Source organism: Mesorhizobium sp. M7A.F.Ca.CA.004.06.1.1 (genome assembly GCF_003999135.1).
GTDB lineage: Bacteria > Pseudomonadota > Alphaproteobacteria > Rhizobiales > Rhizobiaceae > Mesorhizobium.
Map to the genome: position 1 here is coordinate 1 of NZ_RZPQ01000098.1, position 12,252 is coordinate 12,252.

The window sequence follows — 12,252 nt, forward strand, 5'->3', positions numbered from 1 at the left end:
GGTCGGCGGAGCCGCCGATGGTCTCGGGCAAGGCGCCGTTGATGACTTCCAGCGCCATCTCGGACGATTTGCGGGTGGCGACCTTCGGCTTGTCGGCCGACAGCTTCTTCTTGTAATCGGCAATGACCGCGTCGAAATTGGACGGCAGCTTGCCGCTGATGCGGCGCTCGAACTCAGCCTTCAGCTTGGCATCGGCCTTGGCCAGGCGGCCTTCCCAGTCTGTACGCGCCTTGACGCCGGCCTTGCCGGCGGTGCGCCAGGCGTCGAGGATGTCGGCCGGAATCTCGAAGGGCGGCGAATCCCAATTGAAGAACTTGCGCGCGCCGGCGATCTCGTCGGCGCCCAGAGGGGAGCCGTGCGCCTTGTTGGTGCCGGCCTTGGTCGGCGCGCCGAAGCCGATGGTCGTCTTGCAGGCGATCATGGTCGGCTTGTCGGAATGGCGGGCGGCTTCGATGGCATAGGCGATGGCTTCCGGATCGGTGCCGTCGATGTGGCTGGCATTCCAGCCGGAGGCCTGGAAGCGGGCCACCTGATCGGTGTTGTCGGACAGCGAGACCGGACCGTCGATCGAGATGTCGTTGTTGTCCCAGAAGACGATCAGCTTGTTGAGCTTGAGATGGCCGGCAAGCGCGATGGCTTCCTGGGAAACACCTTCCATCAGGCAGCCGTCGCCGGCCAGGACATAGGTGTAATGATCGACGAGATCGTTACCGAAGGCTGCGTTCATGATGCGCTCGCCGAGCGCGAAGCCGACCGAATTGGCGAGACCCTGGCCGAGCGGCCCCGTCGTCGTCTCTATGCCAGCGGCATGGCCGTATTCGGGATGGCCGGCGGTCTTCGAGCCCAACTGACGGAAGTGCTTGATCTGGTCGAGGGTCATGTCTTCGTAGCCGGTCAGATGCAGCAGCGAATAGAGCAGCATCGAGCCATGGCCGGCCGACAGGATGAAACGGTCGCGGTCGGCCCAGTGCGGGGCCTTGGGATCATATTTCAGGAAGCGCGTGAACAGCACCGTGGCGATATCGGCGCAGCCCATTGGCAGGCCTGGATGGCCGGAATTTGCCTTCTCGACGGCGTCCATGGAGAGAAAGCGGATCGCATTGGCCATCCGGTCATGTTGTTCACGCGACGTCATGGTTCCTCCAGAAGTGGGGGTTTGGGGGCTTGGGAGAGCCCTTGAAAAGGGTGCGCGACACATAGCAGGCGCGGGCTTTTAGTCAACAAATCGGGTGCACATTTGCCGGTCTTGTGATGCCGGCGGCGGACCTACATTAGCGTTAGCGGGGGACAGTCGCGAGAGCTTTGTTGACGTTGCCTTCACCCGGTGCCTAATGTTTCAGGGATAACGCGTTCTGAACGTGAACGATTCGGTGATGGGCAGGGCACAGGACGAAGGCCATGACCGGGGAAGCCACACTCAAGGAAGTCATCGCGAGGCTGGGCAAGGCCATCGAGGGGCTGGAAAACGCCGTCGCGGCCAAGCTCGGGCATGAACGCGACTACTCCGAAGCCGAGGCCGAGGTGCAGCGGATGAATGCCGATCGCTCGCGGCTGGCGCAGGAACTCGATAATTCCGAAGCGCGCGCCGAACGGCTGGAAGATGCCAACAAGGAAGTCTCGCGACGTTTGGTGACTGCCATGGAAACCATCCGCGCCGTGTTGGACAGATAGGAGCTGGCCCGATGGCACAGGTCACGGTTTCAATCGACGGCAAGCAGTATCGCATGGCCTGCGACGAGGGCCAGGAAGAGCATCTGATCGACCTTGCCGAACGCTTCGACCGCTATGTTTCACACCTGAAGGACTCGTTCGGCGAGATCGGCGATCAGCGGCTGACCGTTATGGCCGGCATCATGGTGATGGATGAACTCTCGGAGTTGCAGAAACGCGTCAAGGGCATGGAAAGCGAAGTGCTGACCTTGCGCAAGACCCGCGACGAGGCTCTGACCAAGGCCGACAAGAGCGATAGCGTGCTCACCAATGCGCTCGGCGCGCTGGCACAGCGCATGGAAGACCTGACTGTGACGCTGGCGGTCAACAAGAGCTGAGACAGAACCTTTCCTGTCCAGCCCCAGGCTCTCATCCGCGCGCCGCGCATTCGGCAGCATAAAAATGCTCGCCTCCCGCCGACAAGAGTTTCATATTATCTTGCAGCCACGATTTTTGCGCTAAGATGCAACGATGCCGGGCGGGACAGCTTGATGGTGGCGTGGGTTGCCGCGTGCCGTTCCTCGCTGCCGACGGTTCCGTTTACAGGGGAGATGTACCATGAGCCTTCGTATCAACGACATTGCGCCGGATTTTACCGCCGAGACCACGCAAGGGACGATCAAATTCCATGACTGGATCGGCGACGGTTGGGCGATCCTGTTCAGTCACCCGAAGAATTTCACGCCGGTCTGCACGACCGAGCTTGGCACGATGGCGGGGCTCGAAGGCGAGTTCAAGAAGCGCAACGTCAAGATCATCGGCATTTCGGTCGATCCGGTCGAAAGTCACGGCAAGTGGCAGGACGACATCAAGACGGCGACCGGTCATTCGGTGAACTATCCGCTGATCGGCGACAAGGACCTCAAGGTCGCCAAGCTCTACGACATGCTGCCGGGCGGTGCCGGCGAGACGTCGGAGGGCCGCACGCCCGCCGACAACGCCACAGTGCGCTCGGTCTACGTCATCGGACCGGACAAGAAGATCAAACTGGTGCTGACCTACCCGATGACCACGGGGCGCAATTTCGATGAGATCCTGCGCGCGGTCGATTCCATGCAGCTCACCGCCAAGCATCAAGTGGCGACGCCGGCGAACTGGAAGCAGGGCGAGGACGTGATCATCACCGCGGCCGTTTCCAACGAGGATGCAATCAAACGCTTCGGCGCTTATGAGACCATCCTGCCGTATCTGCGGAAGACCAAGCAGCCGTCGGCCTGACCGCTCGGAACAGTTTTTGGCTTTCCTGTCGCCGCGAGCGAAAGGATACTTGACTGGCTCACCCGAGCGGACAACCATGCTCCTCTCGGGTGTCGTCAGAGAAAATCATTCCTGGCGACCGAGAGTTGGGGAAGCCGGAATTGGACGTAGCTTTGGCCAGGCCGCAGGTCAGCGGCTTCTATGACAAGCCGACCGGCGCCATCCAGTATGTCGTCGCCGACCAGGCGACGAAGCGATGCGCCATCATCGATCCGATCCTTGATTTCGACGAGAAATCCGGTGCTACGGCAACGACGAATGCCGATGTCATGCTCGACTTCGTCAGCGAGCAGGGACTGAGCGTCGAATGGATCCTCGACACCCATCCGCATGCCGACCATTTCTCGGCGGCGCATTACTTGAGAGAGAAGACCGGCGCGCCGACGGCGATCGGCGACAGGGTCATCGAGGTCCAGAAACTGTGGAAAGCGATCTACAACTGGCCGGATTTTCCCGCCGACGGTTCGCAGTGGGACAGGCTGTTTAGAGAAGGCGAAACCTTCCAAGTGGGTACCCTTCCGGTCAAGGTGCTGTTCTCGCCCGGACACACGCTGGCCTCCATCACCTATGTGATCGGCGATGCCGCCTTCATCCACGACACGCTGTTCATGCCCGACAGCGGCACGGCGAGGACGGACTTTCCCGGCGGCAGTGCCGCGCGGCTCTGGCGCTCGATCCAGGACATATTGGCGTTGCCGGACGAGACGCGGGTGTTCGTCGGCCATGACTATCAGGCCGGCGGCCGCGAACCTTTGTGGGAAAGCACGGTCGCCATACAGAAGGCTACCAACATCCATCTTGCCGCCGCCTGCAGCGAGGCCGAGTTCGTCGCCCTGCGCGAGGCGCGCGACAGGACGCTGCCGATGCCGCGGCTGATCCTGCATGCGCTGCAGGTCAACATGAATGGCGGGAGGCTGCCCGAACCCGAAGCCAATGGCCGGCGGTACCTGAAGTTTCCGCTGGACGGGCTTTGAGGGGCCGTTGGTGAAGCTGCCAATCTCGACCCTTGCGGGGGAGATTGGCTGTCGCCCCCGTTCGCCAACTCCCAATCAGCCACAAAAAAGGCGGCGCCAGGTTTCCTGGCGCCGCCTTGATTTTTTGTTGCCTTAGCTAACCTTACGCCGCCGGCTGCGCCTCAATCGTGCGCAGCGCCTGGGTCTGGCGCTTGGCGGCGGCCTTGACCGCGTCCTGCACCTTCTCGAAGGCGCGCACCTCGATCTGGCGCACGCGCTCGCGGCTGATGTCGAACTCGGACGACAGCTCTTCCAGCGTCAGCGGCTCTTCGGCGAGGCGACGGGCCTCGAAGATGCGCCGCTCGCGCTCGTTGAGCACGGCAAGAGCGCCCGACAGCATGCCGCGCCGGTTTTCCAGCTCGTCCTGCTCGATCAGCATCTCTTCCTGGCTTTCGTGGTCGTCGACCAGCCAGTCCTGCCATTCGCCGGATTCGCCTTCGCTGGCCCGGATCGGGGCGTTGAGCGAGGCGTCGCCGGACAGGCGGCGGTTCATCGACACCACTTCGGCTTCGGAAACGTTCAGCCTTGTGGCGATCTCGGTGATCTGGTCGGGCTTCAAGTCGCCGTCGTCGAGCGCCTGGATCTTGCCCTTCACCTTGCGCAGGTTGAAGAACAGGCGCTTCTGGTTGGCGGTCGTGCCCATCTTGACCAGGCTCCACGAGCGCAGGATGTACTCCTGGATCGAGGCCTTGATCCACCACATGGCGTAGGTCGCGAGGCGGAAGCCGCGCTCGGGTTCGAATTTCTTGACGGCCTGCATCAGGCCGACATTGCCTTCCGAGATCACTTCGCCGATCGGCAGGCCATAGCCGCGATAGCCCATGGCGATCTTGGCGACGAGCCTGAGGTGGCTGGTGACGAGCTTGTGCGCAGCGGAGGTGTCTTCATGCTCGGCGTAACGCTTGGCGAGCATGTACTCTTCCTGCGGCTGCAGCATGGGAAAGCGGCGGATTTCTTCCAGGTAGCGGCTGAGGCCGCCTTCGCCGGAAACGATACTGGGTAGTGACTGGGCCATGATAGCGCCCCCTCTCTATTGGAGTGATGCCCCCGAAACGCGGCGGGCATGTGACGCGAGCACCAAAAGGCTCGCCCGCGACATCAGATCTTATACAGGAACAAAACCAGAAAAGACAGGCATTTGTTCAACACGAAACAGTGTGTCACGGTGAAGTGAACAATGTCAGTCAGGTTTTTTGATGGCTTGTCGGTGACGGGTTCAGAGCTTGCGGAAGCCGCCGACGAGTTCCTCCATGTCCCTCGGTAACGGCGCCTCGAACCTCATCGTTAGATGGGTAGTGGGATGGCGAAATGCAAGGAGCCAGGCATGCAAAGCCTGCCGGGGAAATGCCTTGACCTGGCTTTTCAGCGGTTCGGGCAGCCGGTTGGCCTTGGTGCGGAAGGCTTGGCCGTAATCGGGGTCGCCGATCACCGGATGGCCGATATGCGCCATGTGGACACGGATCTGGTGGGTGCGGCCGGTCTCCAGCCGGCATTCGACCAGGCTGGCCGTGGCGAACTCCTGTTGGCTCTCGCCGAAGCGCTCCTGCACGGTGAAGTGGGTGACCGCATGGCGGGCGTCGTCGCGTCCTTCCGGCACCACGGCACGGCGCACGCGGTCGGCGGCGCGGCCGAGCGGCGCGTCGACCCTTCCGGTCGGCCTCTGCGGTATGCCCCAGACCAGCGCCAGATAGGCACGCTCCAAGTCGCCGGTCAGGCCGTGATCGGCGAAAGCCTCGGACAGTGACTTGTGGGCGCGGTCGGTCTTGGCGACGACCATGACGCCGCTGGTCTCCTTGTCGAGGCGGTGGACGATGCCCGGCCGGCGCACACCCCCGATTCCTGAAAGGCTGTCGCCGCAATGATGGATCAGCGCATTGACCAGTGTGCCGGTCCAGTTGCCCGCTCCGGGGTGCACGACAAGCCCGGCCGGCTTGTTGATGACGATCAGTTCGTCGTCCTCATAGAGTACATCGAGTGCGATGTTCTCGCCCTGCGGCTCCGCCGGCTCCGGCTCCGGCATGGTAACCGACACGCTCTCGCCCGGCGCCATCTTGCGCTTGGTCTCGTCGACGGGCTTGCCGTCGACCGAGACCGCGCCCTGCCTGATCAGCATCTGCACGCGGCTGCGTGACATGTCCGGGCCAAGGCTTGCGGCCAGCCACTGGTCGAGGCGCAGGCCGGCCGCATCCGCGCCCGCCACCAGCACTGTCGGTTCCGCCTCTATCAATTCAGGGGCCTCTTCGCTATGAGCGCTCATTGAAAAACCGTTCCGGAACTGTTTTGCCATGGCCAGCCCGATCGCCGAAGAAGACCAGGATAAGCCGCTCGACCCCGAGGTCGAAAAGGTGCGCAGGAAACTCGTCCGCTTCGTCGGGATCAATCTCGGCCTGCTGTTCCTCGCCCTTATGGTGGTGATCGGCGCCCTTGTCTACAAAGCGCGCAATGCACCGCCGGCGAACCCGCCGCTGGCCGGCGATATCCAGACACCCGCCGGCGAACCGGTCAACGGCGACATCGTGCTGCCGGTCGGCGCCACGGTGGTCAGCCAGTCGCTGTCCGGCAATCGTGTCTCGATCGACGCCGAGCTTGCCGACGGCAGCCGCACGATCTTCGTCTACGACATCACCGAGCGACGCCTGATCGGCCGCTTTGCGATCCGCAACAAGTGACCGAGCCGCAACGATGAACGGCAGCAGGCCAATGAGCAAGCCTCAGGCATGAGCGGGTTCGCCGAGCATCGCCGCATCGCCACGGTCGCCCTGGTCGTCGCCAATTATGACGAGGCGATTGCCTGGTATGTCGAGCGGCTGGGCTTCCTGCTCGTCGAAGATGTCGATCTCGGCGGCGGCAAGCGCTGGATCACGGTCGCGCCGGCCAACGGGCAGGGCGCCAGGCTGCTTCTGGCGGAAGCGTCCGACGAGGCGCAAAGGCGGAGCATCGGCAACCAGACCGGCGGGCGTGTCTTCCTGTTCCTGGAAACCGACGACTTTGCCCGCGACCATGCGGCGATGCTGGAGAAGGGCGTCGAATTCCGCGAAGCACCGCGCTTCGAGCCCTATGGCACGGTGGCGGTTTTCGCCGATCTGCATGGGAATCTCTGGGATCTGATCGAACCAAAACGATAGGCTGACGGCCGGCTTTTCCCCGGCAAGGGAAAGCGGCCTAACCCCAGTTGCTTTTTCCCAGCGCTCAGCCTATATCGCCGGTTCTTGAACGCGCCCATCGTCTAGCGGTCAGGACACCGCCCTCTCACGGCGGGAACAGGGGGTCGATTCCCCTTGGGCGTACCAAGTTTTTCGACAAATTTGCAGGATGCCGTCGATTTCGTTCTGAAGTCGACGACCTCGATACTGTGGCGTTTGGGAAACCAGATCTGCACAGGTAGCCGCAGCCTTGAAAATCCCAGTGGCACCAACCACTCAGGCCTTCATTTCATTCGTCTGGTAAACGTTAACGGACCCGAAACCGAGAACCTTAACGCCCCCGCAACTCACGGCGATATATTAGTTGTCGCTTTATTAGCTGTAGGAGGTTGACATGAAGAAAATAGCCTGCCGTTTCGCTTGGGACGAGTCTGGCGCGACCGCGATCGAGTATGGCTTGATCGCGGCTCTTATCGCGCTCGCGATCATCACCGGCGCCGGGGCGGTTGGCAATTCGCTCAACGGGATCTTCACGAACGTCGGCACTACGGTCAACAGCAGCGGCTCGTAAGTCGGTACCTCAATTCGGTCGGCCGTCGGCCGGATCGTCGACCCTCAGCCTCCAAAAGCGTAACGTGTACGCCCTTCCGATGTCCGGCATCGGAAATGCGGACGGCGCACTCTCAATCATCCGGCTTATCCGTTGCGTCGCTGCGTTCGTCGCTTCTGGCGCCGTGGGGCTGTTTGCATTAGCATCACGTCACGGATCCTGAGGCACGGTTCCAGCGGCGCACAGAACGCCGGATGCCGGGCAGATTCGCCGACCAGTTGATGCCGTGGGGAGGAAGGCCAATGCAGAAGCTGCAATCTCAGGGCGTCCACCACATCACGCTGGTCGGCGCCGGGCGCCAGACCTCTATCGATTTCTGGGAAGGCGTGCTCGGCATGCCGTTCATCTTCGAACAGCCCAACCTCGACAAGCCGAGGGAAAGCCATCTCTATTTCGATCCCGGCGACGGCCGGCTGATCACCATCTTCACCGACGAGAGCCGCACACCGGAGAAGCGGCGCACGCCGACCGATCCGGGCTGTGTCCACCACATCGCCTTTTCGGTGTCGCGCGTCACCTTCCTGCAGGCGGTCTCCCGGCTTGACGAGCGCGGCATCAAGCACAGCGGCGTCAAGGATCGCGGTTTCATGGATTCGATCTATTTCGAGGATCCGCTCGGCCTGCTGATCGAACTGGCGTCCTACCGCTTCGAACCGCCAGCGGGCTTCACCCACGCCGATGTGCTGATGGAAGCGCACAGGCTGCGGGTCGCGCGCGGCGACTACAACATCGCCGAAGTGCATCTCGCCGATGCGATCCAGGCGCTCGTCGAACGTTCCCGCGCCACCTTGTCGGACGATCGGGCGCCGAAGAACCCATACTGAACAGACCAGAGGGAGGAACAAGATGGCCAAGACAGCGACGAAGACTGCCGGGAAATCCGCGGCCAAAGCTGCCGCCAAGCCGGCCGCGAAAGCTGCGGCAAAGCCAGAAGCCAAGGCGGCCGCCAAGCCTGCGGTGAAGGCGACGGCAAAAGCCGCGCCCAAGGCCAAGCCGGCCAAGAAGCCGGCGTTGAAGCTCAGCATGCTGAAGCCCAGCGTCAACAACATGACCGTGCGGGTGTTTGCGCGCGCGGCCGGTTTCGACCATGCCGAGACCGATGCCTGGGGCCACACCCGTTCGCCGGAGTTCATGGCGCGAAATCCCGCCCATTTGACACCGATGATCGAGGACAAGGGCCTCCCTAGAGGCGTGTTGTGGGAAAGCTGCGCCATCATGCAGTATCTCGCCAACAAGCACGGGCTGGAGAAATTCTATCCGAAGGCGCCGGCCAAGCGGGCGATGGTCGACAGTGCCATGTTCTACCTGATCGGTACGCTCTACCCTTATGTGGCGCGCGCCACCTATCCGGCGCTCGGCTTCCCACAATATGCCGGCGAGGTCGGCCACAGCGACGCGCACCCCGACAGGAAGTCGGAGGCCCAGAAGGCGGCGATGGCGGCGATCGCCGAGCCGCTCGAAGTGTTTCACAGCTTCTTCAGGGACGGCAAGCCGTTCATCGGCGGCAAGCATCCTTCGATCGCCGATATCCGCCTGGCGGCGACGCTCGAATTCCTGGCCGTCGTCGACTATGCCTTGCCCAAGTGGGCGAAGGACTATGTGGCGGCGATCGAGAAGACGCTCGGCAAGGCCTATAGCGAGCCGGCCGGCGATGTGCGCGGCTACATCGCCCATGTGAAGTCGCAGGCCAAGGCCTGAGGTTAAGGATACGTTAACCAAAGCCCTGTCTACTGCAGGCAATTCGCTTTCGGCCCGCGACCACGGATGTACTGGCGCAGAACGTCGTAGCGATAGGAAAGGTCGGCGCAATGCCGGCCTTTTGCTTTTGCACGCCATCGCCAAGTGCGATCTGGCACGCAGGCCTCGTCCAGTGTCGCTTTTTTGGCGTCAACTTTTTTCGAGAGATATTGTCATTGCCGGCGTTGGCCCTACCATCCATCTCGGCAGTCCGGCATGGATTGTCGGTCAGGCATGAGACGAGGGCTGGCGATGAAAAGCGTTGCGAGACGGATTGCGGTTGCGGGCGTGATGCTGGCGGCCGTTGTCCATGCTTCGAGTGCAGCCGAACTCAACACGATGGACGATGTCGGGGCAGCGATCCAGGCATGCTGGACACCGCCGGCGGACGCCGGGACCGCCAGCGTCACCTTGAGCTTCAGCTTCAAGCGGGATGGGACGCTGATCGGCCCGCCGAGGCCGACGGCCATCAAGGTGAATGGCGATGCCAAGGCGAAAAAAACATTTGTCGATGCCGCGACAGCGGCCCTGCGGAATTGCCTGCCCCTGACTTTCTCGGCGAAGCTGGCGCAAGGGATCGCTGGCAACGTGTTTACGTTGCAATTCGCCTCTCCCAAGTAAGCCTCGTTGTCGGGTCAGTGGTGACTGCGCCTGGCCTCGGCATGCCGGGCAAGATCGGGCGTCTCGAAGACGTAGTCGCTCCAGGCTGATTCAGGAACCTGGCCGGCCAGATAGCATTCCAGCAACAGGCTTTGCTCGGGATTGAGTGGCCTTGGCGCGCGCTGGTCCAGCCCCAGCGAGTGAAACAGGTTTCTTGTCAGGTCGGAGACGGTGAAGTGGATCGACATCTGCGTTCTCCTTTTGGTCCTTCAACGCGGAAGACCGGGCAAAGGTTTCGAACGCATGGCGATAATGGCGCATTGATCTCGGTCCGTCGCGCTGCAGGTCCTCGGCGATGGTCGGCTTGCGCTTTCTTTCGAGTTTCGTCTCAATCTTGAAATAAAAATGTAATATCGAATTTACATGAGGTGACGTAGTGCAATAGACAATAGGTCATTCATGTCGAAATTCTTTAGATTATTAGGAACTACTCATGTAGCCGAAGCTTGCTGAAGTCATGAACTCTAAATTCCGGGTTCTCCGCAAAAAGGACCAAGTTGTCCCGATGATCCGTTTCTGGCCTTCCATGGTGATCGCATTTATTTCGCTGGCGGCAGTTTTGTTCGGTACGCTTTCGTCCTACGCGGACAGCTGCGGCGCGATCAGAAGCCAGTTGCTTTCGGCTGGCCGCAGCGGCGGGGCGAGCCCGGAGCTTGCCCAGTTGCGCCGGCAACTTGCAGCCATCCAGACTATCGAGAGACAGCGCCAGTGCACGGCGAAGAGTTCGCTTGGTGGTCTCTTCAACGCTTGCGCCGATCTCGCCAGGAGCCGCTCGGATGTGCAGCGCCGGATTGCTGCCGCTGGGAATTCGGGCCGCGACACAGCGGGCCTGCAGGCGCGCCTCGTCGCGCTTGGCTGTGCGCCTTCGGCAAAGCAACGGCCTGTGCGCGCCGCGCCCAGCACCCAATCGGCGAGCACCACGTTCGCCGGCAATGCGATGCTGTTTTGCGTGCGTCTGTCGGACGGATATTTCTTCCCGGCGCCAAAGTCGCAATTCGCCGCCAGCGGCGATCTGAAGGAGACGGTCGATCAATGCCGTTACATCTGCGATGACCCCGGCGTCGACCTCTACACGTTGAACGACGCCAGCCTCGAAACCGACCAGATGACCGCGCTCGACACGCGCAAACCCTATACCGAGCTGCCGGCAGCCTTCAGATATCGCGATGATGCGAATTTCAAGGCATGCGACGTCAAGCGCTACTACCAGCGGGTCACCGAACTGCGAGCCAGGACCGTGACGCCCGCCAACATGCGCAACGCCATTATTCCGTTGCCGACGGCGAAGCCGGATCTCGGCACGGTTGCGGCCGTCCCCGGGATCGATGCCGAAGCCCCAGGTGCCGCCCAGCACCTTTCGATCGAGGCCGGCGAGCGGCCGGTGCGCTTGGTCGGCCCGGCATTTTTCCCGGCCGAATGATCGCCGGTCTTCCCCGATTTGCGATCACCGGCGGCGGCGTGCCTGCTGCTATGCGGCTGCGCGATCCGTCTGGAACAGAGGGGCGCTCACGGCGTTGTGATCGACATCAGCCGGGAGGAACGCCATGGCTACGTTCAGGGAAATGCGGGTGCTGGAGATCGTCGAAGACGACTCGCTGACCACCGAACAGAAAATCGCCGAACTGCGCGAGATCGAATCCGAGGCGCGTGGGTTGCAGCGGGCTGCCTCGGAGGGTCCAATGGACGACGATGACGGTTGGCAGGAAGATCTGCGTCAGGTTCGTCTTGCACTCGACAAGCTCGGAGCGAAGGAGCCGAAAAAAGGCGCTGCTTCCCTGTGAAAGCCCGTTCGCCGAGCTATCCGCGGATCGTGTTTTTTGACCGAATCCCGCTTTTAGGACCAAGCTCCAATCTAATCGCAGACCATGCGAGCTCTCTTGCCAGGCTCGCTGACGTTCCTGCAGGTCAGCGACTTCGCCGGCGCCGATAGGGACGCCGACGCAGGCAACCTCGTCTGGTGCCGTTTCGGTGCGGCATGGCTTACCTTGCGCTCGGAAAAACGCCGGGGCGGCTGCGGCGCCACCGGAAAAGCGCCGTTTTCGACCTCGGATTGGCCGTAGTCGACATTCGGTGGCGGCCGGTCCCAGAAGCGCCGGACATCGAGCGGCCTCGGGATGACGAC

17 protein-coding genes and 1 tRNA gene are annotated in these 12,252 nt (G+C 62.1%); 13 read left to right on the forward strand and 5 right to left on the reverse strand.

Annotated features, from left to right (window positions below; all coding sequences use genetic code 11):
- Positions 1–1,135: thiamine pyrophosphate-dependent enzyme (locus EN906_RS08900; RefSeq protein WP_245484213.1), on the reverse strand; the 1,135-nt coding region annotated here is incomplete at its 3' end.
- A gap of 263 nt (positions 1,136–1,398) precedes the next feature.
- On the opposite strand from EN906_RS08900, the gene EN906_RS08905 reads away from it, so the two are divergent.
- The 4 genes from EN906_RS08905 to EN906_RS08920 all read left to right on the forward strand — a co-directional run bounded on the left by EN906_RS08905 (position 1,399) and on the right by EN906_RS08920 (position 3,941).
- On the forward strand, positions 1,399–1,671 hold the full coding sequence (locus EN906_RS08905) for a DUF4164 domain-containing protein (RefSeq protein WP_127271149.1): 273 nt from the start codon (positions 1,399–1,401) through the stop codon (positions 1,669–1,671).
- 11 nt (positions 1,672–1,682) lie between these two features.
- Entirely contained in the window at positions 1,683–2,048 is a 366-nt protein-coding gene (locus EN906_RS08910) for a cell division protein ZapA (protein ID WP_023810969.1), read from the forward strand.
- Positions 2,049–2,268: 220 nt separating this feature from the next.
- Positions 2,269–2,928 (forward strand): peroxiredoxin, encoded by a 660-nt coding sequence (locus tag EN906_RS08915; protein WP_127260439.1) that lies wholly within the window; start codon positions 2,269–2,271, stop codon positions 2,926–2,928.
- Positions 2,929–3,068: 140 nt separating this feature from the next.
- Positions 3,069–3,941, forward strand: coding sequence for an MBL fold metallo-hydrolase (locus tag EN906_RS08920; RefSeq protein ID WP_127271973.1), 873 nt, complete (start codon positions 3,069–3,071; stop codon positions 3,939–3,941).
- A gap of 142 nt (positions 3,942–4,083) precedes the next feature.
- Here EN906_RS08920 and rpoH read toward each other — a convergent pair whose 3' ends face one another.
- A complete protein-coding gene (gene rpoH / locus EN906_RS08925) occupies positions 4,084–4,995 on the reverse strand; it encodes an RNA polymerase sigma factor RpoH (protein ID WP_127268033.1) in 912 nt (303 codons plus the stop codon).
- 201 nt (positions 4,996–5,196) lie between these two features.
- Positions 5,197–6,237: an RluA family pseudouridine synthase gene (locus tag EN906_RS08930; protein WP_127268032.1), complete on the reverse strand. Its 1,041-nt coding sequence runs from the start codon at positions 6,235–6,237 to the stop codon at positions 5,197–5,199.
- 28 nt (positions 6,238–6,265) lie between these two features.
- Here EN906_RS08930 and EN906_RS08935 point away from each other — a divergent pair, with 28 nt between their 5' ends.
- From EN906_RS08935 to EN906_RS08965, 7 genes are all read left to right on the forward strand, one after another.
- Positions 6,266–6,649, forward strand: coding sequence for a fimbrial protein (locus EN906_RS08935; protein WP_127268031.1), 384 nt, complete (start codon positions 6,266–6,268; stop codon positions 6,647–6,649).
- A 48-nt stretch (positions 6,650–6,697) separates the two neighbouring features.
- Positions 6,698–7,105 (forward strand): VOC family protein, encoded by a 408-nt coding sequence (locus EN906_RS08940; protein ID WP_127268030.1) that lies wholly within the window; start codon positions 6,698–6,700, stop codon positions 7,103–7,105.
- 90 nt (positions 7,106–7,195) lie between these two features.
- Positions 7,196–7,270, forward strand: a tRNA-Glu gene (locus tag EN906_RS08945).
- 247 nt (positions 7,271–7,517) lie between these two features.
- Positions 7,518–7,694 carry a Flp family type IVb pilin gene (locus tag EN906_RS08950; protein WP_127268029.1) on the forward strand — a complete coding sequence of 59 codons (177 nt, stop codon included), beginning with the start codon at positions 7,518–7,520 and terminating at the stop codon, positions 7,692–7,694.
- Between the two features lie 281 nt (positions 7,695–7,975).
- Positions 7,976–8,557, forward strand: coding sequence for a VOC family protein (locus EN906_RS08955; RefSeq protein ID WP_127268028.1), 582 nt, complete (start codon positions 7,976–7,978; stop codon positions 8,555–8,557).
- A 22-nt stretch (positions 8,558–8,579) separates the two neighbouring features.
- The gene (locus EN906_RS08960; protein ID WP_127268027.1) at positions 8,580–9,431 is read left to right on the forward strand and encodes a glutathione S-transferase family protein; all 852 of its coding nucleotides are present in this window, start codon (positions 8,580–8,582) and stop codon (positions 9,429–9,431) included.
- Between the two features lie 330 nt (positions 9,432–9,761).
- Positions 9,762–10,091, forward strand: coding sequence for a hypothetical protein (locus tag EN906_RS08965; RefSeq protein ID WP_236383526.1), 330 nt, complete (start codon positions 9,762–9,764; stop codon positions 10,089–10,091).
- Positions 10,092–10,105: 14 nt separating this feature from the next.
- On the opposite strand, the gene EN906_RS08970 is transcribed toward EN906_RS08965, so the two are convergent.
- Positions 10,106–10,318, reverse strand: coding sequence for a hypothetical protein (locus tag EN906_RS08970; RefSeq protein ID WP_023810978.1), 213 nt, complete (start codon positions 10,316–10,318; stop codon positions 10,106–10,108).
- 317 nt (positions 10,319–10,635) lie between these two features.
- Here EN906_RS08970 and EN906_RS08975 point away from each other — a divergent pair, with 317 nt between their 5' ends.
- Together EN906_RS08975 and EN906_RS08980 are read left to right on the forward strand one after the other, a co-directional pair.
- Positions 10,636–11,550, forward strand: coding sequence for a DUF2865 domain-containing protein (locus EN906_RS08975; RefSeq protein WP_127268025.1), 915 nt, complete (start codon positions 10,636–10,638; stop codon positions 11,548–11,550).
- A 124-nt stretch (positions 11,551–11,674) separates the two neighbouring features.
- A complete protein-coding gene (locus tag EN906_RS08980) occupies positions 11,675–11,911 on the forward strand; it encodes a hypothetical protein (protein WP_013529265.1) in 237 nt (78 codons plus the stop codon).
- Between the two features lie 71 nt (positions 11,912–11,982).
- Here EN906_RS08980 and EN906_RS37720 read toward each other — a convergent pair.
- Positions 11,983–12,252: hypothetical protein (locus EN906_RS37720; RefSeq protein WP_127375142.1), on the reverse strand; the 270-nt coding region annotated here is incomplete at its 5' end.

Excerpts from the sequence above, each read along its gene's own strand:
- EN906_RS08905 (WP_127271149.1), top strand. The coding sequence starts at position 1,399 with ATGACCGGGGAAGCCACACTCAAGGAAGTCATCGCGAGGCTGGGCAAG.
- EN906_RS08910 (WP_023810969.1), top strand. The coding sequence starts at position 1,683 with ATGGCACAGGTCACGGTTTCAATCGACGGCAAGCAGTATCGCATGGCC.
- EN906_RS08915 (WP_127260439.1), top strand. The coding sequence starts at position 2,269 with ATGAGCCTTCGTATCAACGACATTGCGCCGGATTTTACCGCCGAGACC.
- rpoH (WP_127268033.1), bottom strand. The coding sequence starts at position 4,995 with ATGGCCCAGTCACTACCCAGTATCGTTTCCGGCGAAGGCGGCCTCAGC.
- EN906_RS08930 (WP_127268032.1), bottom strand. The coding sequence starts at position 6,237 with ATGAGCGCTCATAGCGAAGAGGCCCCTGAATTGATAGAGGCGGAACCG.
- EN906_RS08935 (WP_127268031.1), top strand. The coding sequence starts at position 6,266 with ATGGCCAGCCCGATCGCCGAAGAAGACCAGGATAAGCCGCTCGACCCC.
- EN906_RS08940 (WP_127268030.1), top strand. The coding sequence starts at position 6,698 with ATGAGCGGGTTCGCCGAGCATCGCCGCATCGCCACGGTCGCCCTGGTC.
- EN906_RS08950 (WP_127268029.1), top strand. The coding sequence starts at position 7,518 with ATGAAGAAAATAGCCTGCCGTTTCGCTTGGGACGAGTCTGGCGCGACC.
- EN906_RS08955 (WP_127268028.1), top strand. The coding sequence starts at position 7,976 with ATGCAGAAGCTGCAATCTCAGGGCGTCCACCACATCACGCTGGTCGGC.
- EN906_RS08960 (WP_127268027.1), top strand. The coding sequence starts at position 8,580 with ATGGCCAAGACAGCGACGAAGACTGCCGGGAAATCCGCGGCCAAAGCT.
- EN906_RS08965 (WP_236383526.1), top strand. The coding sequence starts at position 9,762 with ATGCTGGCGGCCGTTGTCCATGCTTCGAGTGCAGCCGAACTCAACACG.
- EN906_RS08970 (WP_023810978.1), bottom strand. The coding sequence starts at position 10,318 with ATGTCGATCCACTTCACCGTCTCCGACCTGACAAGAAACCTGTTTCAC.
- EN906_RS08975 (WP_127268025.1), top strand. The coding sequence starts at position 10,636 with ATGATCCGTTTCTGGCCTTCCATGGTGATCGCATTTATTTCGCTGGCG.
- EN906_RS08980 (WP_013529265.1), top strand. The coding sequence starts at position 11,675 with ATGGCTACGTTCAGGGAAATGCGGGTGCTGGAGATCGTCGAAGACGAC.